This is a genomic window from Lysobacter sp. Root983, assembly GCF_001429345.1.
Lineage (GTDB): Bacteria > Pseudomonadota > Gammaproteobacteria > Xanthomonadales > Xanthomonadaceae > Lysobacter.
Genome location: NZ_LMJO01000017.1, coordinates 116,865 through 138,048 on the forward strand (window position 1 = coordinate 116,865; position 21,184 = coordinate 138,048).

The following is a 21,184-nucleotide window of genomic DNA, read 5'->3' on the forward strand; positions in this document are numbered from 1 at the left end:
CGCGCTGTTATACCCTGCCCCGACTACTGCGGCAACCGCAATCCGACACCGGTCGTCCGCATTAAGGAAACGTGATCGACCGCCTCCTCATCGTCCTGCTACGCGGTTACAAGCGCTGGATCAGTCCACTGCTGGGGCCGCGCTGTCGCTTCTATCCGACCTGCTCGGAGTATGCGATGCAGGCGATCGCCCGTTTCGGCGCCTTCAAGGGCAGCTGGCTCGCCTTGCGGCGGATTTTGCGCTGTCACCCCCTGCACCCCGGCGGCCACGACCCGGTGCCGCCCCTGGACCCCGGAAAACACTCATGTCATCGACACTGATCGTCAACGCCCGCTTGGTCAACGAAGGCCGCGAATACGACGGCGACCTGCGCATCGAAGACGGCCGCATCGCCCGGATCGGCGCCGGCCTGTCCGCGCGCGACGGCGAAATCGTGGTCGACGCCGGCGGCCGCCGCCTGCTGCCGGGCATGATCGACGATCAGGTCCATTTCCGCGAACCGGGCATGGAGTACAAGGCCGACATGGCCACCGAATCGGCCGCGGCGGTGGCGGGCGGGCTGACCACCTTCATGGACATGCCCAACACCAACCCGCCGACCCTGAATGCCGAGGCGCTGGAGGACAAGTACCGCCGCGCCGCCGGCCGCGCCTGGGCCAACTACGGTTTCTACCTGGGCGCCAGCAACGACAACCTGGCCGATATCCAGCGCCTGGATCCGCGCACCGCGCCGGGCGTGAAGGTGTTCATGGGCGCGTCCACCGGCAACATGCTGGTCGACGATCCGGTCACCCTGGACGCGATCTTCCGCGACGTGCCCACGCCGATCATCACGCATTGCGAAGACACCCCGATGATCGATGCCGAACTGGCGCGCTACAAAGCCAAGTACGGCGACGACATCCCGGCCGAATGCCATCCCGACATCCGCTCGCGCCAGGCCTGCAAGAAGTCCACCGAGCTGGCGATTTCGCTGGCGCGCAAGCACAACACCCGCCTGCACGTGCTGCACATCAGCACCGCCGACGAGCTGGCCCTGTTCACGCCCGGCCCGATCGAAGGCAAGCGCATCACCGCCGAAACCTGCATCCACTTCCTGCGTTTCGACCGCGCCGATTACGCCGCGCTCGGCCATCTGATCAAGTGCAATCCGGCGATCAAGGACGCCAGCGACCGCGAGGCGCTGATCCGCGCCGTGGCCGAGGACGTGATCGACGTGCTGGCCACCGACCACGCGCCGCACACGCTGGAAGAAAAGGCGCGCCCCTACACCTCCGCGCCCAGCGGCCTGCCGCTGGTCCAGTACGCGCTCAACGCCGCGCTGGAGCTGGTCCACGAAGGTCGCCTGAGCACGGCCCAGGTGGTCGACAAGTTCGCCCACGCGCCGGCCAAGCTGTTCGACGTCGAAGGCCGCGGCTTCCTGCGCGAGGGTTACGCCGCCGACCTGGTGTTGATCGACGACACGCCCTTCACGGTGCGCCGCGAGGACGTGCTGTCCAAGTGCGGCTGGTCGCCGTTCGAGGGCCGCACCTTCCATTCGCGCATCGCCTCGACCTGGGTCAACGGCGTGCTGGCCTGGGACGGCGCGCGTCTGGTCGGCGCCGCCAACGGACAGCGCCTGGCGTTCGCACGATGAGGTCGGCCGCGGCGGTCGCGCTGGCGACGCTGGCGCTGGCCGCCTGCAGCGCGGCGATCGCGCAAAGCCAGCCCGCGCAGGCTCCGATGGCCGCACCGGCGCCCGCCGCAGACAGCGCCGATCCGCGCGTGGTGTTTCCGCCGTCGGTGCAGCAAGGCGCGATGGTGATCGGCAAGGTGCCGGCCGGCGCGACCGTGCGCTACGGCACGCGCACCCTGCGCGTCACGCCCTACGGCTCGGTGGTGTTCGGCATCGGCCGCGAGCAGGCCGCGCCGGTCGAGGTCGAGGTGATCGACGCCGACGGCCGCAGCCAGCGCGTGAGCATCGCCGTGCTGCCGCGCGACTGGCCGATCGAACGGATCAACGGCGTGCCGCCCAAGACCGTGAATCCGCCGCCCGAGATCGCCGAACGCATCCGCCGTGAGCAGGCCCTGGTCACCGCCGCGCGCGATCGCGACGACGAGCGCGCCGACTTCGCCCAGGCCTTCGTGTGGCCGGTACGCGGCCGCATCAGCGGGCGCTTCGGCAATCAGCGCGTGTACAACGGCCAGCCCGGCTCCGCCCATTCGGGCATGGACATCGCCGCGGCCACGGGCACGCCGGTGCTGGCGCCGGCCGCGGGCGTGGTCGCCTTCGCCGCGCCCGACCTGTACCTGACCGGCGGCACCCTGCTGCTCGACCACGGCCACGGCATCAGTTCGAATTTCCTGCACCTGTCGCGCATCGACGTGAAGGTCGGCGACCGCATCGCGCAGGGCCAGGTCGTGGGCGCGGTCGGCGCCACCGGCCGCGCCACCGGGCCGCACCTGCATTGGGGCATGAACTGGTTCGACGTGCGCATCGATCCGCTGCTGGTGCTGGAACGCGGCGACGCGGTGCGCGCCGGCGCGAAGTAAACCCACCCATCGCGCCGCGGCGGGCGCTAGTGCACCAGTTCCTGCGCGCGCGAAGCGCTGTGGCCGGTCACGCGATCGCGGCCGGCGGACTTGCTGGCGTACAAGGCCGCGTCGGCGCGCTCGAGCAGGTGCTCGGCGGTTTCCTCGGGCATCAGCTCGGCCACGCCCAGGCTGAGGCTGGACGCCAGCAGCTTGCCGTCGATCGACAGGGGCCGGCAGTTCACCGACGAGCGCAGGTTCTCGGCCACGCCCAGGGCCTCGCGCAGTTGGGTGTCGGGCAGCACGACCAGGATCTCGTCGCCGCCGTAGCGGCCGAACAAATCGTAGGTGCGCAGCCGGTTGCGGGTGCGCAGCGAAATGATGCGCAGGGTCTGATCGCCGACCCGATGGCCGTGCTCGTCGTTGATGCGCTTGAAGTGGTCGACGTCGAAGAACACCACCGACAGCGGGCGCCGGCTCTTGTGCGCGGACTCCACCGCGGCCTTGAGGCGGGCCTCGATCGCCGGCCGCGTCATCGCGCCGGTCAGTGCGTCGTAAGTCGCCTGGCGGCTGGCCTGGTCGCGATCGCGGCGCAGCTGCTGCAGCTTGTCGGACAACCCGATCATCAACACCAGTCCGCCCATCGCGAAGCCGACCGGGAAGGCGTAGTCCATCCACTCCGGATTGCCCCACCAACCCAATAAACCGGCGAAACGCAGGCCGGTCAGCACGAACATCGGCGCCCACGACAGCAGCAGGAAATAGGCTTCGCGCTGGCGCCGCAGCGCGCCGATCGCGCCGGCCGCCATCACGATGCCGTAGCCGATCAGCAGGACCAGGTTGGCCGCCACCGCGACCAGCGGCGCGACCGTGGCCAGGGTCACCAGCATCAGCAGCACGATCGAGATGTTGCAGACCATCAGCAGCCGCATCAGCCGCGGCTGGGTCTGGCGCAGGCTGAGGTAGTGGGCCATGAAGGCGTTGCTGGCCAGCACCGCGATCAAGCCGAACATGCGCCCGGCGCGCGCGTCGTCGCTGACCAGCATCGCCAGGAACGGAATCGAACGCGCTTCGCCGCCGTAGCAGATCAGGTACAGCAGCTGCGCCAGCAGGGTCAGGCTGAGCATCAGATAGCTGCGCTCGCCGATCCCGGCCCAGAAGCCGAACCCGAGAATCGTCAGCACCACCATCGTGGTGAGCACGGCGGTGCGCCAGGCGACATGGGTCATGTCCTTGGCGTGCACCACCGCCAAAGGCTCGATCGAAGCCGTCATCGGCAACGGCGTCAGCGATTGCACGCGCAGATACACCGATTCGCCGGCGGCCAGGCCGTGGCTCAAGGGCACCACCAACGCGCGTGTGGAGGCGGTACGGTCGGCGCCGTTGCCCAGCAACGCGCGCGGCACCGGCAGCGGCGAATTCGGCAGCCAGACTTCGACGCGATTGAGGTGCGGCGAGCGCAGCACCAATTGCGGCTGATCGGCGGCGGAGCGATCGCGTGTCGCGGTCAACCGCCACCAGCGCGGCGCGCGTTCGCGTTCGCGCACGGACAGATCGGACACGGGGACGAAACGGTCGTCGAAGTCGCCGGCGATGACCTGCACGGGCAAGGGGTCGGCCCCCAGGCGCGAGAGTTGCAAGGATGGCGACTGCGCCGGCGCGACGGCCGCCACTAGCATCCCCAACCAGACCATGACGGCCTGCCACCTACGACGCGAGGGTCTCCCCATAACCCGCCCCGGCACGCTGCAACGCTTTGAGCATAGCCCAATGAGCGTGACGACGCGCACGGTTTGACGGCCGTTTAGGTGCGCTAGACGGCCGGTAGAGGTGCTTGAAGCGAGGGTGGGTGGTGGCTTTCGGATGCCAGCCGCGTGCCGCTCTGGACGGGGCGGCTAGCCGGGGCCGGCGACCGGGCCAACCCTCTCCGCAACGCGGCTGGAACGATGGGTGGCGAGTCGGCCGGGCGGCCGACAGGCGCTCGGCGTGGCGCGCCCCGCGACCGCCAAATAACGCGGAAGTCGCTGCACCGTCGGCTGTGCAGACCTAAAGCGCAACCCGCTTTCGCGGCAATGACGGATTGCATTGGCGCCGACGCTTGGCGACGTCGCCAGCCGCTCGCGGTGCGTTCGCGGAACCAACGGCGGCCCCGCCGCGCGGTCCCTCAGTAGCCGCTCAGTCGCGCGCGCCCTGCCCGCTCACACGTGCGACCGCATCGTGCGCATGCAGGCTTTCGAAATGCGCGACCTGCGCATCGTAGCGGTCGATGCGCGGGTCGCCCGACAACGCCGCGGCGACCCGGCGGGCCGCGTCTTCGCAGAACATCAGGTTTTCGGCGTTGAGGCGGGCGAAGGCCTGCTCGTCCTCGCGCTTGACCGCGGTCTGCACCGGCGTGCCCAGGGCCTGCTCGATGGCATCGATCAGCGCGTTCAGCGGCAGCTCGTCGAAGGCCGGACGCAGTTCGACCCGGATATCGGCGCGGCTGCGCTGCGCGTGCGGCGTGGCGGCCAAGCCGCGCTCGGACGCCAGCCACTCGCCGACCACGGCGGTCGACAACGGACGGGCGGCGGCGAAGTCCTCGACGAAGCGTTCGGCGTTGAGCTGGCGCGACAGCGCCGCCGAGGCCGGACAGGTGCTGGAGTACTCGACCGAGAAACGCAGGCCCAGATGCAGATGACCGTCCAGCAAGGTCGCGTCGATCTCGACCGGATAGCGCTTCCAGCCGGCGTTGGCGCTGGCCAGGGCCGGGCGCAGCAGCAGTTGCTCGTAGCGCAGCAGCAGGCGCGCGGCGCTGGAGAGTCCGCCCTGACCTTCGATCAGCGCCTGCAGCACGCGCCGCAGCCCGGCCGGGGTGACTGTCTCGCTGGCGAAGGCGTCCTGCAGTTGCAGGTACATGCGCGACATGTGGATGCCGCGCGCGTCGGCGTCGCGCAGATCGACCGAGACGTCGACCGAGGCCGCGACTTGGATCGCCTCGCCGTTACCTGAGGCCACGCGCAGCGGCAGGGCGATGTTGGACATGCCGACCCAGTCCAGCGGACGCGCCGCGGCAGCGGCGTCGAAGGCGACATCGGGAAGGCGACGCGGGGTGTTGGAATGGGTGGTCACGACAGCTTCGATAAGGGCGGCGTGGGGGACCGCAACGCAGGCCATTCTACCGGCCGGGCCGGGCCCGCCCCTGTCCGGGGCTGAAACGCTGTGTCTGCGCGGCCGCGATTGGGCCGTGTACGCGCCGCGCCTATGTGCCGGCGCGGCCTAGCGGCGGCCGCGCGCGCCGCGCCAGGCGCTGAGCAGCGCGCGCCAGGGCGACAGCGGCCGGGCGGCGTCGCCGGCGCGCAGGCGCGCCAGCGCCAGCGCGGCCCACAGTCGCCTGGGCAGGCTCGCGGCCGGCTCGGCGGGCCAGTGCGCGCGCAGTTCCTGCGCCCAAGCGGCGACCGCACCGGCCTCGCCCACGCGTGCCAGCACGCCCAGCGGCACGGCGCTTTCGCCCTCGTGGGCCAGGCGCGCGTGGAGCAGGCCGGCGCCGGTCGCGGCGGTATCGCCGGGACCGGCCGCGACGCCGAACAGGGCCGCATCGACCGCGGCCAGCGCGGCCGCGTAGGCCTGTAGGGAGGCGCTCGCGTCGTCGCGGTCGAGCGGACGTTCGCGGGTTTCCAGCAGCGTCGGCAACGCCGTCGCCAACGCCGCCCAGGGCGCCGCCTGGCGCTGCAAGGCCTGGCCCAGCGGATGCCGGCGCCGGCCCTGCGACCAGCCCTGCAGCTCTTCCAGCCACCAGCCCAGCTTGAGCTCGCCGGGCCGGGCATCGCGTCCGCCCCAGGCGGCATCGGCCAGCTCCTGCTGCAGCGCGGCCCAGGCCAGCGCGGTCTGGCGCTGCGCGGCCGGCACGAAGGTTTCGGCCAAGGCCCATTCCGGCCAGCGCGCGCGCCACTTGCCGATGAAGCTGGCCAGGGCGTCCTCGGGCGCGGCGGCGCCGTGGTCGCCGTCGCGCGCCTGATCGGCCTGCGGTTCGCTCATCGCGTGGGCGGCCACGCCGCCGCCGCGCACAAGGTATCGGGTTGTTCGATCAGGCGATCGCCCTGCCAGGCCAGCGGATCGTCCTCGGCCAGGCGGTAGCCCCACAGCGCGACCACCGACGGCATGCCGGCCGCGCGCGCGGCGATGATGTCGCGCTCGTCGTCGCCGACGTAGACGCAATCGGCCGGCGCCACGCCGATGCGCTCGGCGGCCACCAGCAGTTGCAGCGGATCGGGCTTGCGCTTGGCCAGGGTGTCGCCGCCGATCAGCACCGCGCAGCGCGATTCCCAGCCCAGCAGCGGCATCAGCAGCTGCGCCAGATACTCGGGCTTGTTGGTGACGATGCCCCAGACGCTGCCGGCGGCTTCCAGTTCGGCCAGCATCGCCTCGATGCCGTCGAACGGTCCGCCGTGGCGGCCGAGTTCGCGCTGATAGTGGTCGAGAAATTCCTGCAGCCAGCCGCTGCGCTGCTCGGCCGGCACCTGCGGAAACGCCGCCGCGAGCATGGCCTGGCCGCCGCGCGACACGTGCGGGCGCAGCTGCGACAGGGGCATGGGCGCGTCGCCGCGCGCGGCGCGCATCACGTTCAGCGCGGCCAGCATGTCCGGCGCGCTGTCGAGCAAGGTGCCGTCCAGATCGAACAGCACCGCCTTGGGAAACGCCGTCGCCGCCTCGCGGTTCATGCGCTTTCCGGCTTGCGCGCGCAGGCCAGGTAGTTGACGTCGGTGCGCGCGATCACGCGCGCGGCGTTGCGCCAGGGTTCGTACATCAGACCGCTCACGTCCTCCAGTTGCAGCTCGGCCGCGCGCAGCCACGCCGCCAGCTCGGAGGGCTTGATGAAATCGCGATACTGGTGGGTGCCCTTGGGCAGCACGCGGGCGACGTACTCGGCGCCGACGATGGCCAGCGCGAACGCGGCCGGGGTGCGGTTGAGCGTGGACAGGAACAGACGCCCGCCCGGCTTGAGCAGGCTGGCGCAGGCGCGCACGATCGCCGAGGGATCGGGGACGTGCTCCAGCATTTCCATGCAGGTGATGGCGTCGAAACTGCCCGGCTGTTCGGCCGCCAGCGACTCCACCGATTGCTGGCGATAGTCCACGCGCACACCGGTTTCCAGCTTGTGCAGGCGCGCGACCTTGAGCAGTTCCGGCGCCAGGTCGATCGCGACCACGTCGGCGCCCTCGCCGGCCAGGGCCTCGCTGAGCAGACCGCCGCCGCAGCCGACGTCGAGCACGCGCGCGCCGCTCAGGGTGCTGCGCTGCGCGACATAGCCCAGACGCGCCGGGTTGAGCGCGTGCAGCGCCTTCTGCGGGCCCTGCGGGTCCCACCAGCGGTTGGCCAGGGCGCCGAACTTGTCGAGTTCGGCCTGGCTGTAGTTGTCGTCGCCGCCGGTCGGGGCCGATTCGGACGCGGTGCCGTGTGCGCTCATGGGAGGACTGCCTGTGCGTACGTGAAAAGGGGGAACGGCGCCGGACTCAACGCCCGAGCGCGGCGATCCGGCCGCGCCATTGGCGCGCGTTGGCGATCAGGGCCTGGACGTCCATATCCACCAGCACGCGCTGGCGCAGCTTGGCGGCGCCGGCGATCCAGACATCGCTGACCTGATGGCGGCCGGTGGCGTAAATCAACTGCGAGACCACGTGGTGCAGCGGCTGGGTTTCGAGCTGGTCCAGGTCGACGCAGACCAGGTCGGCCTGCTTGCCGACCTCGATCGAGCCGACCCGGGTTTCGAAGCCGAGCGCGCGCGCGCCGCCCAGGGTGGCCGCGCGCAACGCGCTGAACGCGTCCAGCGCCGAGGCGTCGTCGGCCACGGCCTTGGCCAGCAGCGCGGCGGTGCGGGTCTCGCCGAACATGTCCAGGTCGTTGTTACTGGCGCAGCCGTCGGTGCCGATCGCCAGGTTGACCCCGGCGTGGTGCAACTTGCAGGCCGGGCAGAAACCCGAGGCCAGCTTGAGATTGGATTCCGGGCAATGCACCACGCTCACGCCGCGCTGCGCGCACAACTCGATCTCGGCGTCGGTGAGCTGGGTCATGTGCACCGCGATCAGACGGTCGGTGACCAGACCCAGGCGGTCCAGCCGCGCCAGCGGGCGCTGGCCGTGCAGCTTGATCGAGTCGGCGACTTCCTGCGCGGTCTCGTGGGTGTGCAGGTGCACCGGCAGATCGAGCTGATCGGCGAGCATGCGGACGCGCTCGAAATTCGCGTCGCTGACCGTGTACGGCGCATGCGGCGCGAACGCGGTCGCCACCAGCGGATCGTCGCGCCACAGGTCGTGAACCTCGCCGGCGCGGTCGAAGTACTCGTCCGAACTCTGGGCCCAGGCGGTCGGGAAATCGATCACCGGCAGGCCGACCCGGGCGCGGAAGCCGTGGCGCTTGTAGACCGCGGCCTGGACGTCGGGGAAGAAGTAGTTCTCGTTGGCGCAGGTGGTGCCGCCGCGCAGCATCTCGGCGATCGCCAGGGTGACGCCATCCTCGACGAACTGCGGCCCGATCACCGCCGCCTCGACCGGCCAGATATGGCCTTGCAGCCATTCCATCAGCGGCAGGTCGTCGGCGATGCCGCGCAGCAGGGTCATCGGGTTGTGGGTGTGGGCGTTGACCATGCCCGGAATCAGCGCCGCTTGCGGGCGCGATACCGTCTCGGCGGCGCGATAGCGGCCGCGCGCTTCGGCGGTGGGCAGCACGTCGACGATGACCCCGCCGCGCACCGCCACGGCGTGGTCTTCCAGCACCACCGCATGCGGTTCGACCGGGACCACCCAGCCCGCTTCGATCAACAGGTCGCAGGATTGGGTTTCGGTATCGGTCGTCATTCGCGTATTCGGCCCTTCGTTTTCGCGCAACGGCGGCGCGTATCGATAGCGTAGCGGGTCGGGGGCCGATTGCGGTTACGCGCGGATGGCTAGGCGCGGGGTAGCGTTCGGACCGCCCGGCTCAGGCGGTGGCGCCTGGGCTTTGGTGGATACCCCGCTTGCGCGGGAGGATCCTGATTCGATCGCGGATGTGGGGGTCGAGGGAATTCAACGTGGCGCTGAAGTCTCTGGATCCCCTTCGCAAGGGTGACGCAATTGCATCGCGATCGCGGGGAGCCTAGAGAATCCAGCATGGCGCTGAAGGCACTGGACCCCCGCTTTCGCGGGGGTGACGCATTGGCAAAGCCGTGGCCGCTGTGCGGCCACGGGCCAATGCGTCACTTCACTCGGCTGACGTACTCGCCCGAGCGGGTGTCGACCTTGATGATTTCGTCCTGGCCCACGAACAGCGGCACGCGCACGACCGCGCCGGTTTCCAGGGTGGCCGGCTTGCCGCCGCCGCCGGAGGTATCGCCGCGCACGCCCGGGTCGGTCTCGGTGATCTTGAGCTCGACGAAGTTCGGCGGCTGGACCGCGATCGGCACGCCGTTCCACAGCGTCACCACGCACTCTTCCTCGCCCTTGAGCCACTTCTCGGAACCGCCCATGCCGGCCTTGTCGGACTGGACCTGCTCGAAGGATTCCTGGTTCATGAAGTGCCAGTACTCGCCGTCCGAATAAAGGTACTGCATATCGGTATCGACCACGTCGGCCTGTTCGACGCTGTCGGTGGCCTTCATGGTCATTTCGACCACGCGGCCCGACTTGATGCTGCGGTACTTGATGCGGGTGAAGGCCTGGCCCTTGCCCGGCTTGACGTACTCGGTCTCGGTGATGATGCACGGGTCGTTATTGACCAGGATCTTCTGTCCGGTCTTGACGTCGTTCATGCCCAAGCTGGCCATGCTGAAACTCCTGCGAATGTAAGAATGAAGCGGTTGCGCCGGCCGGTACGCGGGGCCCCGACGGATAGGGGCCGCCGTACCGACGGCGGGAGGCTAGAATGTCGGGCTGCGCCAGCCACCGCCGCCGAAAGGCCGGGCGGGACGCGAACGGGACCGGAGCCGGGGAAACCCCAGGGCGCCGGGCCCACGAAACCGGATCCATACAAGCTAGCCCCGCATGATACCCGCAGCCCCGGCCTCCATACAGCCGCAGCCCCTCCCGCCCCCCGGCGCGTCCGCGCGCTGGCAGGCGCTGTGGCGCGACGCGGTGCGCGATCCGCGCGAGCTGCTGGCCCTGCTGGGGCTGGACGGCATCGCCGCCGGGGTGTCCGACGCGGCCGCCGCGCAGTTCCCGCTGCGGGTGCCGCGCGGCTTCGTCGCCCGCATGCGCGCCGGCGACCCGCACGATCCGCTGCTGCGCCAGGTCCTGCCCTTGGACGAGGAGCTGCGGCCCATGCCCGGCTACGTCCTGGACCCGGTCGGCGACGGCCTGGCCAAGGCCGGCGACGGGGTAATCCGCAAGTACCGCGGCCGCGCCCTGCTGGTGACCACCGGCAGCTGCGCGATCCACTGCCGCTACTGCTTCCGCCGCCACTTCCCCTATGCCGAGGAAACCGCGGCCGCGGCCGGCTGGCGCGCCGCGATCGACCTGATCGCAGCCGACCCGCAGATCGACGAGGTCATCCTGTCCGGCGGCGACCCCTGGTCGCTGGCCACGCCCAAGCTGGCCGAGCTGACCCAGGCCCTGGCCGCGGTGCCGCATCTCAAGCGTCTGCGCGTTCACACCCGCCTGCCGGTGGTCCTGCCCGAGCGCGTCGACGCCCCGCTGCTGGCCTGGCTGCGCGCCCTGCCCTGGCCGGTCACCGTGGTCCTGCACGCCAACCACGCCCGCGAGTTCGACGACGCCGTCGACGCCGCCCTGGCCCGCCTGCGCGCGGCCGGCGCGACCCTGCTCAACCAGGCCGTGCTGCTGCGCGGCGTCAACGATAGCGTCGAGGCGCTCGCAGATTTGAGCGAACGCGGTTTCCGTGCCGGCGTCCTGCCGTACTATCTGCATCAACTCGATCGTGTGCAGGGGGCTGCGCACTTCGAAATCGAAGACGAACGCGCCCGCGCGCTGCATCGCGCGCTGGCCGCTCGGCTTTCTGGCTATCTGGTTCCAAAACTGGTGCGCGAGATCGCCGGAGATCCCGGAAAGCGACCGCTGTAACGCGGTTCGCATGGACTCCGGCCCGGCCTTCGTGTCATAAACGCGGGCCACGGAGGTGGTGAATGCAATTCGGCAAAGACATGGTGCTGCGCCTGCTGATCGTCGACGACAGCGTCGAGGCGGCGGAAGCCATCGTCAGCGGTCTACGCAACAGCGGCATCGCCGTGCGGCCGTCGCGTCCCGAGAACGAAACCGAGCTGGCCGCGCAGGTGCTGCAGCAGCCCGACCTGGTGCTGGCCGCGCGCGATGCGCGCAATCTGCCGCTGCCCAAGGTCATGCAGCAGGTCGACAGCACCGGCAAGGACCTGCCGGTGTTGGTCCTGCTGGACAGCGTCGACGACACCGGCCTGCTGGAAGTGCTGTCGATGGGCGCGCGCAGCGTGATCCTGCGCGGCCACACCGACCACGTGCAGAACGTGGTCCGCGCCGAATGGGCCGACCTGGAAGCGCGCCGCTCGCTGCGCCGCCTGGAAGCCCAGGTGCGCGAGACCGAACGCCGCTGCGACACCCTGATCGATTCCTCGCGCGAGCCCATCGCCTACATCCACGAAGGCATGCACATCCGCGCCAACGCGGCCTACCTGGAGATCTTCGGCTTCGAATCCTTCGAAGAGATCGAGGGCATGTCGCTGCTGGACCTGGTCGCACCGGGCCAGGTCGACGGCTTCAAGCAACTGCTCAAGCAGCTGTCCAAGGGCGAGGCGCCGCCGCCGCGCTACGAAACCGAGGCGCGCGCGCTCGACGGCAGTCATTTCGCCGCGGTCATGGAATTCACCCCGGCCAGCTACGAGGGCGAGCAGTGCCTGCAGGTGATCCTGCGCCGCCAGGAGTTCGACCCCGAACTGGCACGCGAGGTCGAGGCCCTGCGCCAGCGCGACCAGGTCACCGGCCTGCTCAACCGCGCCACCTTCCTGCGCGCGCTCGAGGACGCGGTGTCCGACACGGCCCAGAACAACAGCCACCACGGCCTGCTGCTGATCGAGCCCGATCACTACGCGCGCCTGCTGCAGGAAATCGGCCTGGACGCGTCCGACGAGCTGATCGCCGCGTTCGGCGAGCGCCTGCGCACCGCGATCGGCCCCGACGATGTCGCCGCGCGCTTCTCCGAGCACCAGTTCGCGGTGCTCACGCCCAACTGCGACTACCACGCGACCTCGGCCCTGGCCGACCGCCTGCGCACCGCTTTCGCCGACCACGTGCTGGAAACCCCCAGCCGTTCGCTCAACACCACCGTCAGCATCGGCGGCGTGCAGATCGGCGAGAAGATCGCCAGCGTCACCGCGGTGCTGGGCAAGGCCAGCCAGTGCGTGCTGTCCAGCATCGGCGTGGGCGGCAACCGCACCGAGCTGTTCGATCCGGGCGCGGCCGACCGCGCCGAGTCCGAACGCGTCGAAGCCTGGGTCACGCGCATCCGCGACGCGCTCGACGCCGACCGCTTCCTGATGAACTACCAGCCGCTGATCAATCTGCACGGCGAGCCGATGGAGATGTACGAGGCCTACCTGCGCATGCAGGGCGAGCCGGGCGAACTGGTGCAGCCGCTGAGCTTCCTGCAGATCGCCGAGGAGCACGGGCTGCTGTGGGAAATCGACCGCTGGGTGGTCGGCAAGGCGATCCAGGTCATCGGCGACCGCCTGCGCGCCGGCAAGCGCACCACGCTGCTGGTCAAGATCACCCAGGCCTCGCTGCAGGACGAAAGCCTGCTTCAGCACATCGAAGAGCAGCTGGCGCGACAGAACGCCGAAGGCAGCCTGCTGGTGCTGCAGCTGCCCGAGTCCAAGGTCTTCACCCACCTGCGCGCGGCGCAGGAGTTCCAGGCCCGGGTCGCCCGCTACGGCGTGCGCGTGGGGCTGGAGCAGTTCGGCTCGGGCCTGAACTCGTTCCAGATGCTCAGCCATTTCGACGCCTCGTTCCTGAAGATCGACCGCGCCTTCATGGAAGACCTGCCCAGCAGCGCCGACCACCAGCAGCGCATCCGCGAGATCGCCAGCAAGGCGCGCGAACTGGGCAAGCAGACCATCGCCGAATTCGTCCAGGACGCGGCCAGCATGTCCTTCCTGTTCGCCGCCGGCATCGACTACGCCCAGGGCCACTTCCTGGCCGCGGCGGGCCCGGATATGGATTACGACTTCCAGTAAGGCGTCGGGAATCGGGAATCGGGAATCGGGAATCGGGAATCGGGAATCGGGAATCGGGAATCGGGAATCGGGAATCGGGAAAGGCTACGGCCGCCTTCGTTGCCCCGAGTCGGCTTAGTCACGGCCATCCCGCATTCGAAGCCGAAGTCAAAAACTGACAAGCCGAGCAAGCCCCGCTTTTCTTCCCCCTTTGAAAAAGGGGGACTGAGGGGGATTTGCTTTTGAGCTTACCCAGGCGCGCTACCTACGCATTCAACCCGCCCCCAACCGATACAAATGCACCGGCTTGATCTCCGCCCGCGCGATCACGCCCTTCGCCTCCAGATCCAGCTGCACCGCCTTCAGCCACCAACCCGCCGTCTTGCCCTGCGGAAACAGCGCCTCCGGCAACCGCGGCAGCAACGCCTCCTTCGCCTCCGCCACCTTCAACCCCGGCGCTGCCTTCGGCAGCACCGACAGCAGCGCCTTGCGCATCGCCGTGTACTTGGCGCGATCCACCCGCTCGGTCTTGCCGGGCGTGTTGACGTTCTCGATCTCGATCTTGTCGTCAGGCATCGACCTTCCCTCCCACCTCGACCTTCGGGTTGCGGAACCCCATCGCCACCCAGGCGCCCAGCAACTTGGCGTAGAAACGCACCGTGTGGGTTTTCAGGTTGGGGATGTCGTCCGGCACCCGGGACGCATCGGCCAGGTCGCCCACCATCGTGCGCATCTGCGGCTTGGGCCGCGTCGCCGCCGGCCACAAGTGCGAGTACACGCTCAGCCAATGCGCGCCCTTCATCTCCAGGAACAGCGGCGTGTTGCAGCAGGTCGCGACCACGCGGCGCGAACCGGCGCCGGGACTCAGGCGGAACTCGGCCAGCTGCGCCGCGTCGGCGAGGATGCGGATGCGGTCCTTGCGGTACTCCGCGCTGGGCGTGGCGCCGTAGGACGTGAGCAGGCTATGCGCGCCGGGCAAGGTCGCCAGGCGCCCCGCCGCCTCGCGGCAGCTGTCGCACAGGCATTCGGATACCAGGATCGGCGCGCCGCTGGCTTGCAGACGGGTGCGCCCGCAGGCGCAGGCCAGGGTGGTGGTCTCATTCATGCCGCTTGCTCCTGCTCGACGCGGAACAGATGCCGGATGTACCGGTCCAGATGATCCAGCGCTTCGCGCGCAAGCTCGGGATCGTTGCCGGCCTTGGCCAGCACGAAGCCGCCCTGGATCACCGTCTGGGTATGCCGCGCCAGGCTGGCGGCGCTCCACTCGCGCGCATCGATGCCGCGATCGCGGCGCGCGCGCTCGATGTCGGCTTCCAGCGTGGCGGTGTGGCCGAAGATGCTGCGGCCGCAGGCGTCGCGGATCTCGGGCGCGCTGGTGTGCACCTCCTGCGCCATAGTCCCGACCAGGCAGGTGAACTCGGCCAGGTCGCCGGCGATGATCGCCTTGCGGAACGCGACATAGGCCAGCACGCGGTCCAGCGCATCGGCCGGCTGGTGATACGGCGCGGCCGCGAAAAAGGCGGTGGTGGTCTCGGCCCAGAACTCGGCCGCGGCCACGCCCAGCGCGTCCTTGCTGCCGAAGTGATGGAAGAACGCGCCCTTGGTCACGCCGGCCGCCGCGCACAAATCGTCGACGGTGGTGGCCGCGTAGCCTTTGGCGCGGATCACGTCCCGCGCCGCTTCCAGGAGCCGGATTCGTGCGCCGCCGCGCTCGGGCGATTGCTTGGTAGGTCTGGCCATGGGCCAAACATACCAAATAGTCGGTATGTGTCAACCCTACCCACGCAAAGCCAGCCGCGTTCCAGCCCCCACACCCCCTAGGAGCGGCGCAAGCCGCGACCCACCCGCGCACGAACCCCAAAAAACTCCCCCAGCCCCAAAGAAAAAAGCCCGCCATTCGGCGGGCTTCTTCCTGACTGCTCGGCCGCGCTAGATCAACGCGCCACCACCGACCCGCGCACCGTCTCGACCGGCGCATTGCGCAGCGCCGTGATGCGCTCTTCCAGCGGCGGGTGGCTGCGCAGCAGCTTGGACAGGCCGTGGCCGACCGCGCCGCTGATGCCGAAGGCCTGCACCTGCTTGGGCAGAGTGCTCTCGCCGTAGGTCTGGGCCAGGCGCTCCAGCGCGCCGATCATCTTGTCGCGACCGGCCAGGCGCGCGCCGCCGGCGTCGGCGCGGAACTCGCGGTAACGCGAGAACCACATCGCGATCATGCTGGCGAACAGGCCGAACACCATGTCCAGCACGAACACGATCACGTAGTAGCCCAGGCCCGGGCCGCCGTCGCGGTTGCCGGACAGATAACCGTCGATCACGCGGCCGACCAGGCGCGCCAGCACGATCACGAAGGTATTGAGCACGCCCTGGACCAGCGCCATGGTCACCATGTCGCCGTTGGCGACGTGGCTGACCTCGTGGCCCAGCACCGCCTCGGCCTCATCGCGGCTCATCGAGCGCAGCAGGCCGGTCGATACCGCGACCAGCGCGTTGTTGCGGTTGGCGCCGGTGGCGAAAGCATTGATCTCGGGCGCGTCGTAAATGGCGACCTCGGGCATGCCGATGCCGGCCGCTTCGGCCTGACGGCGGACCGTGTTCACCAGCCACTGCTCGGCCTCGTTGCGCGGCTGCTCGATCACGTGCGCGCCGGTGCTGCGCTTGGCCATCCACTTGGACAGGAACAAGGACACGAACGAGCCGCCGAAGCCGAACAGGGTGGCCATGATCAGCAGCGAGCCATTGCGCCCGGTGGTGATACCGAACGACTGCAGAACCGCCAGCACGATACTCAGCAGGGCGAGGACGGCCAGGTTGGTAGCGAGGAATAGAGCGATGCGTTTGAACATGGTCGTGGGGTTAACCGTACCCGCGCACCGTGCGCGGTCCGGAACAAAATGTGGCAGGCTCCCCGTGAATTCAAGTGAAACCCAGCCCCGCGCGGCTTTGCCCGGCGAGTCGGTTTAACTACGCTCTCCGCGCCCGATCGGCCCAAGGCTCGCGCCCGCCGTACCGCCCCGCCCCAAGACCAGCCGCCCGCACGCCCTTGCCCACGCCCCCCGCTCCCAGCTACCGCGGCCGTTTCGCGCCCTCGCCCACCGGCGACCTGCACTTCGGTTCGCTGCTGGCCGCGTTCGGCAGCTGGCTGCTCGCGCGGCATGCGAATGGCACCTGGCTGGTGCGCATAGAAGACCTCGATCCGCCACGCGAAGTCGCCGGCGCGGCCGAGCGCCAGTTGCGCGCCTTGCGCGCGTTCGGCCTGGAATCCGACGAATCCGTGCTGCGCCAGAGCGAACGCGGCGAGATCTACCGCCTGGCGCTGGAGGATCTGCTAGCGCGCGATCTCGCCTTCGCCTGCCATTGCAGCCGCAGCGACCTGGCCGCGGTCGGCGGCATCCACCGCCGCTGCGTGGCCGCGCCGGAACGCCCCGGCCGCACGCCGGCGATCCGTCTGCGCGTGGCCGACCACAGCGTGGTCGCGTTCCAGGACCGCATCCGCGGCGCGCAGAGCCAGGACGTCGCGCAGGACGTCGGCGACGTGGTCCTGCGCCGCGCCGACGGCTACTGGGCTTACCAATTGGCGGTGGTGGTGGACGACGCCGCCCAGGGCATCAGCGACGTCGTACGCGGCGCCGACCTGCTCGATTCAACCCCGCGCCAGATCCTGCTGCAGCGCGCGCTCGGCCTGCCCACGCCGCATTACGCCCACCTGCCGCTGGTGCTGGGCAGCGACGGCCGCAAGCTGTCCAAGTCCGATGCCGCGCTGCCGGTGGATCCGCAACGCCCGCTGCCGGCGCTGCGCGCGGCCTGGCAGGCCCTGGGCCAGGCGCCGGTGGCCTTGTCGGGCGCCGGCACGGTGCCGCAATTGCTCAACCGCGCGCAGGCAGAGTTCGACCCCGGTCGCATTGCGTCCACACCGACCGTTTCGCTCGCCGCGATGCACAACGGCGATTTCATATTTGCTGACTAGAATCGGGTCAGGGCCGCACCGTCGCGGCCGTGGAGAGGAAGACATGCAGTCACGCGTCGCATTGGTCACCGGCGGTACCGGTGGCATCGGCACCTCGATCGTCCAACGCCTGGCCCAGATGGGTCATCGGGTCGCGACCAACTATCGCGACGAGGCCAAAGGACGCGCCTGGCAGGCGCAGATGAAAGGACTCGGCATCGATGTGGCGCTCGCGCAAGGCGACGTGTCCTCCCCCGAACAGGCCGAAGCGCTGGTACGCAACGTCGAAAGCCAGCTCGGTCCGGTCGACATCCTGGTCAACAACGCCGGCATCACCCGCGACTCGACCTTCCACCGCATGACCCCCGAGCAGTGGACCGACGTGATCGGCACCAACCTCAATTCCTGCTTCAACGTCACCCGCCCGGTGATCGAGGGCATGCGCGAGCGCAAGTGGGGCCGGATCGTGCAGATCAGCTCGATCAACGGCCAGAAGGGCCAGTACGGCCAGGCCAACTACGCCGCGGCCAAGGCCGGCATGCACGGCTTCACGATTTCGCTGGCGCAGGAGAACGCGAAGTTCGGCATCACCGTGAACACGGTCTCGCCGGGCTACATCGCCACCGACATGGTCATGGCGGTGCCCGAGGAAGTGCGCAACAAGATCGTCGCGCAGATCCCGACCGGCCGCCTCGGCAACCCCGAGGAAATCGCCTACGCGGTGGGCTTCTTCATCCCCGACGAGGCCGGCTGGATCACCGGCGCCAACCTGTCCGCCAACGGCGGCCAGTACATGGGCTGGTAAAGCCCGTACGCGCCGCGCCGGCAGGCGCGGCGCCCCCGGTTCGGGCACCCTCGGCGCCCGGCCGTGCCGTATACGTCGTGCAGACCCCGCCTCCGCGGTCGCGCAGCCGGCGCCGCTGGCACATCGAATCCACCACGCTCCCTGCCCCGCGGCTCGGCCTGCGGCCGGGTCCGACCTTGCCTGTTGCAAGCCCCCTCGGCCTGCGCCATGCTGCAAGGCACCACGATTTTAGAGCCAAAGCTCCATGGCCTCGACCCGAGTCATCAAGAAGTACCCGAACCGCCGTCTGTACGACACCGAGATCTCCAGTTACATCACCATCGAGGACGTCCGCCAGCTGATCGTCGACGGCGAGGACTTCGAGGTCCGCGACGCCCGCTCGGGCGACGATCTGACCCGTCAGGTGCTGCTGCAGATCATCGCCGAGCACGAACAAGACGGCGAACCGGTGCTCTCGACCCAGTTGCTGAGCCAGATCATCCGCTTCTACGGCGACTCGCTGCAGGGCTTCATGGGCAACTACCTGGAGCGCTCGATGCAGACGTTCCTGGATCAGCAGGCGCAGTTCCGCAATCAGGTCGGCGGCATGCTCGGCCAGACCCCGTGGGCGATGATGAACCAGCTCACCGAGCGCAACCTGACCCTGTGGAAGGAATTCCAGCAGAACCTGTCCGGCAGCGTCGGCCAGAGCCCGGCCTCCGGCACCGGCACCAAGCCCAAGGGCGACACCAAGCGCGAGCGTTGAGCCGCGCATCGATCACCGACCGCGACGGCTCGCGCGCATCCGCGCGCGCCGCGCGTGCGCGTAGCCGGCCCGCGCCGGCGCAGGGGGAACACCACATGAGCAAACGCATCGCCGTCGTCAGCGGCGGCATCGGCGGTCTCGGCAGCGAGATCTGCAAGACCCTGGCCCGCGCCGGCCGGCGCGTGATCGCGATCGACCTGGCCTCGCGCGAGGAACGCATCGCCGCGTTTCGCGACGAAGTGCGCGGCCTGGACGTGCGCTTCGAAGCGGCCAACGTCGCCGACTACGACGATTGCGCGGGCACGGTCGAGCGCATCCACCGCGAAGAGGGCGCGATCGACATCCTGGTCAACGCCGCCGGCATCACCCGCGACACCAGCCTGCGCAAGATGGACAAGCGCCAGTGGGACGAGGTGCTGGGCGTGAACCTGGACGGCGTGTTCAACCTGTGCCGCCACGCCGTCGACGGCATGGCCGAGCGCGGCTTCGGCCGCATCGTCAACATCAGCTCGGTCAACGGCCAGACCGGCCAGTTCGGCCAGACCAACTATTCGGCCGCCAAGGCCGGCATGCACGGCTTCACCATGGCGCTGGCGCGCGAAGTCGCGCGCAAGGGCGTCACCGTCAATTCGGTCTCACCCGGCTATTGCGAGACCGCGATGGTGATGGCCGTGCCCGAAGACATCCGCGCCAAGATCGTAGACAGCGTCCCGGTCGGCCGCCTCGGCAAGCCCAGCGAAATCGCGCGCACCGTCGAGTTCCTGACCGCGGAGGACGCCGGGTTCATCACGGGCGCCAACATCCCGGTGAACGGCGGCTTGTTCATGAGCTTCTGAGAGCGTCGCGTGCGGGTAGCGCGCGCACGCAGGCCCGGTTTCGTGGCGATCGGTCCAAAAGCATCGCGGCTCACGCCGCTCCCACAGAAAGCATCGGCGCTGTAGGGTGCGGTGATAACCGCACCGTCGCGTGGTTCGGACTTACGTGATGATGCGGTTCGCCTTCGGCTCACCACATCCTACAAAGGCGCGGCGAAGCCGTAGGGCGCGGCGAACCCGCCCCGCCTCACTTCAACGGCGGCTGCCCCGCGCAATACTTCTGGTAATACGCTTCCGCCTGCGGCATCAGCCCCTGCAGCACCTGGATGCGATTGGCCGGATCCGGATGCGTGGACGCGAACTCCGGCGGACGCTGCCCGCCGCCCAACTGCTCCATCCGCTGCCACAGCGGAATCGCCTGACGCGGGTCGTAGCACGCCGCCGCGGCCAGCATCAGGCCGACCTGATCGGCCTGCGTCTCGTGGTTGCGTCCGTACGGCAGCACGAAACCGTATTGCGCACCGGCGCCCAGCGCGCCCATCACCGCCTGCTGCTGTTGCGGGTCCATGCCGCCCAGCGCCACGCCCGCCGCCATCTGCCCCATCTGCACCAACTTCTGCTGCGCCATGCGCTGCGAACCGTGGCGCAACAGCGCATGCGCGATCTCGTGCCCCATCACCACCGCCAGCGCGCTTTCGTTCTCGGCGATCGGCAGCAGGCCGGTGTACACCGCCATCTTGCCGCCGGGCAGACAGAACGCGTTGGCTTCCTTGGAATTGATGACCGCCACATCCCACTTGAAGCCCTGATAGTCGGTGGGTGCCTGCTGCTGATGCTGGGCGGCCAGATCGGCGGTGACCTGCGGCACGCGGTTGATCAGGCGCTGCGCGATCTCGCGCACCTGCTGGCTGACCTGGTTGTCGGCCGGCACCAGCGCGCCCTGCTGGCTGGCATCGCCCAGCACCTGCTGGAACGCCTGCGCGCCCAACTGCACTTCCTCGTCGGCGCTGGCGCCGTAGTGGGCCTGCTCGCCGGTGTAGGGATCGGTCTTGGCGCTGCCGAACCAGGACCAGGCCGCATAGCCCGCGAACAGGATCAGGATCCACCAGCGTATGCCGCCGAAACCGCGGCGCTGGCCGCCCTGACGTTGTTGCGCGTTCCCGAAGGGGTCGATCCGCATCTGTAGTCCTCCGCCCTGCCTGGTCTTGCCGCCTGCGCCGGCGCT

At 69.5% G+C, this 21,184-nt stretch carries 21 protein-coding genes; 9 read left to right on the forward strand and 12 right to left on the reverse strand.

The genetic code is table 11. The features are described from left to right. Positions 1 to 71: 71 nt before the first annotated feature. From yidD to ASE43_RS16325, 3 genes are read left to right on the forward strand one after another with little or no spacing between them, the layout of a single operon-like run. Positions 72 to 320, forward strand: a complete 249-nt coding sequence (gene yidD, locus ASE43_RS16315) for a membrane protein insertion efficiency factor YidD (protein WP_200943927.1) — start codon at positions 72 to 74, stop codon at positions 318 to 320. Beyond that, positions 305 to 1,636 carry a dihydroorotase gene (locus tag ASE43_RS16320; protein ID WP_057161227.1) on the forward strand — a complete coding sequence of 444 codons (1,332 nt, stop codon included), beginning with the start codon at positions 305 to 307 and terminating at the stop codon, positions 1,634 to 1,636. The genes yidD and ASE43_RS16320 overlap by 16 nt, the downstream gene beginning before the upstream one ends. Then, positions 1,633 to 2,532: a M23 family metallopeptidase gene (locus ASE43_RS16325; protein WP_057161228.1), complete on the forward strand. Its 900-nt coding sequence runs from the start codon at positions 1,633 to 1,635 to the stop codon at positions 2,530 to 2,532. Before ASE43_RS16320 ends, ASE43_RS16325 begins: the two co-directional genes overlap by 4 nt. Before the next feature lie 26 nt (positions 2,533 to 2,558). Here ASE43_RS16325 and ASE43_RS16330 read toward each other — a convergent pair whose 3' ends face one another. The 7 genes from ASE43_RS16330 to efp form a co-directional block, all read right to left on the reverse strand. Then, the gene (locus tag ASE43_RS16330) at positions 2,559 to 4,151 is read right to left on the reverse strand and encodes a diguanylate cyclase (RefSeq protein WP_162258804.1); all 1,593 of its coding nucleotides are present in this window, start codon (positions 4,149 to 4,151) and stop codon (positions 2,559 to 2,561) included. Positions 4,152 to 4,686: 535 nt separating this feature from the next. Continuing rightward, on the reverse strand, positions 4,687 to 5,619 hold the full coding sequence (folE2, locus tag ASE43_RS16335) for a GTP cyclohydrolase FolE2 (protein ID WP_235568775.1): 933 nt from the start codon (positions 5,617 to 5,619) through the stop codon (positions 4,687 to 4,689). 147 nt (positions 5,620 to 5,766) lie between these two features. Further along, positions 5,767 to 6,525 (reverse strand): squalene/phytoene synthase family protein, encoded by a 759-nt coding sequence (locus ASE43_RS16340; protein WP_162258805.1) that lies wholly within the window; start codon positions 6,523 to 6,525, stop codon positions 5,767 to 5,769. After that, the gene (locus ASE43_RS16345) at positions 6,522 to 7,208 is read right to left on the reverse strand and encodes a phosphoglycolate phosphatase (protein ID WP_056173686.1); all 687 of its coding nucleotides are present in this window, start codon (positions 7,206 to 7,208) and stop codon (positions 6,522 to 6,524) included. Before ASE43_RS16345 ends, ASE43_RS16340 begins: the two co-directional genes overlap by 4 nt. Then, a complete protein-coding gene (gene ubiG / locus ASE43_RS16350; RefSeq protein ID WP_057161231.1) occupies positions 7,205 to 7,954 on the reverse strand; it encodes a bifunctional 2-polyprenyl-6-hydroxyphenol methylase/3-demethylubiquinol 3-O-methyltransferase UbiG in 750 nt (249 codons plus the stop codon). The genes ASE43_RS16345 and ubiG overlap by 4 nt, the downstream gene beginning before the upstream one ends. 46 nt (positions 7,955 to 8,000) lie before the next feature. Then, positions 8,001 to 9,341 carry a TRZ/ATZ family hydrolase gene (locus tag ASE43_RS16355; protein WP_057161232.1) on the reverse strand — a complete coding sequence of 447 codons (1,341 nt, stop codon included), beginning with the start codon at positions 9,339 to 9,341 and terminating at the stop codon, positions 8,001 to 8,003. A 377-nt stretch (positions 9,342 to 9,718) separates the two neighbouring features. Further along, a complete protein-coding gene (gene efp, locus ASE43_RS16360) occupies positions 9,719 to 10,285 on the reverse strand; it encodes an elongation factor P (protein ID WP_055909928.1) in 567 nt (188 codons plus the stop codon). Positions 10,286 to 10,502: 217 nt separating this feature from the next. Between efp and epmB the strand changes: the two genes are divergently transcribed. Further along, complete coding sequence (epmB, locus tag ASE43_RS16365; RefSeq protein WP_057161233.1) at positions 10,503 to 11,534, forward strand: EF-P beta-lysylation protein EpmB; 1,032 nt, start codon at positions 10,503 to 10,505, stop codon at positions 11,532 to 11,534. A 62-nt stretch (positions 11,535 to 11,596) separates the two neighbouring features. Beyond that, positions 11,597 to 13,672, forward strand: a complete 2,076-nt coding sequence (locus tag ASE43_RS16370; RefSeq protein ID WP_057161234.1) for an EAL domain-containing protein — start codon at positions 11,597 to 11,599, stop codon at positions 13,670 to 13,672. Positions 13,673 to 13,924: 252 nt separating this feature from the next. Here the strand turns inward: ASE43_RS16370 and ASE43_RS16375 are convergent, their stop codons facing one another. The 4 genes from ASE43_RS16375 to htpX form a co-directional block, all read right to left on the reverse strand. Next, positions 13,925 to 14,227 (reverse strand): hypothetical protein, encoded by a 303-nt coding sequence (locus ASE43_RS16375; protein ID WP_056173673.1) that lies wholly within the window; start codon positions 14,225 to 14,227, stop codon positions 13,925 to 13,927. Further along, positions 14,220 to 14,756, reverse strand: a complete 537-nt coding sequence (locus tag ASE43_RS16380) for a hypothetical protein (RefSeq protein ID WP_057161235.1) — start codon at positions 14,754 to 14,756, stop codon at positions 14,220 to 14,222. Before ASE43_RS16380 ends, ASE43_RS16375 begins: the two co-directional genes overlap by 8 nt. After that, positions 14,753 to 15,391 (reverse strand): TetR/AcrR family transcriptional regulator, encoded by a 639-nt coding sequence (locus ASE43_RS16385; protein ID WP_057161236.1) that lies wholly within the window; start codon positions 15,389 to 15,391, stop codon positions 14,753 to 14,755. The genes ASE43_RS16380 and ASE43_RS16385 overlap by 4 nt, the downstream gene beginning before the upstream one ends. Before the next feature lie 194 nt (positions 15,392 to 15,585). Further along, positions 15,586 to 16,494 (reverse strand): protease HtpX, encoded by a 909-nt coding sequence (htpX, locus tag ASE43_RS16390; protein WP_056173664.1) that lies wholly within the window; start codon positions 16,492 to 16,494, stop codon positions 15,586 to 15,588. 197 nt (positions 16,495 to 16,691) lie between these two features. On the opposite strand from htpX, the gene gluQRS reads away from it, so the two are divergent. From gluQRS to phbB (ASE43_RS16410), 4 genes are all read left to right on the forward strand, one after another. After that, positions 16,692 to 17,615 carry a tRNA glutamyl-Q(34) synthetase GluQRS gene (gene gluQRS, locus ASE43_RS16395; RefSeq protein WP_057161237.1) on the forward strand — a complete coding sequence of 308 codons (924 nt, stop codon included), beginning with the start codon at positions 16,692 to 16,694 and terminating at the stop codon, positions 17,613 to 17,615. A gap of 43 nt (positions 17,616 to 17,658) precedes the next feature. Then, positions 17,659 to 18,399 (forward strand): acetoacetyl-CoA reductase, encoded by a 741-nt coding sequence (phbB, locus tag ASE43_RS16400; RefSeq protein ID WP_056173658.1) that lies wholly within the window; start codon positions 17,659 to 17,661, stop codon positions 18,397 to 18,399. A 244-nt stretch (positions 18,400 to 18,643) separates the two neighbouring features. Further along, positions 18,644 to 19,144, forward strand: a complete 501-nt coding sequence (gene phaR, locus ASE43_RS16405) for a polyhydroxyalkanoate synthesis repressor PhaR (protein WP_057161238.1) — start codon at positions 18,644 to 18,646, stop codon at positions 19,142 to 19,144. Between the two features lie 95 nt (positions 19,145 to 19,239). Next, complete coding sequence (gene phbB / locus ASE43_RS16410; RefSeq protein ID WP_056176436.1) at positions 19,240 to 19,980, forward strand: acetoacetyl-CoA reductase; 741 nt, start codon at positions 19,240 to 19,242, stop codon at positions 19,978 to 19,980. A 226-nt stretch (positions 19,981 to 20,206) separates the two neighbouring features. Here phbB (ASE43_RS16410) and ASE43_RS16415 read toward each other — a convergent pair whose 3' ends face one another. Then, on the reverse strand, positions 20,207 to 21,139 hold the full coding sequence (locus ASE43_RS16415; protein ID WP_057161239.1) for a M48 family metallopeptidase: 933 nt from the start codon (positions 21,137 to 21,139) through the stop codon (positions 20,207 to 20,209). Positions 21,140 to 21,184 lie beyond the last annotated feature (45 nt).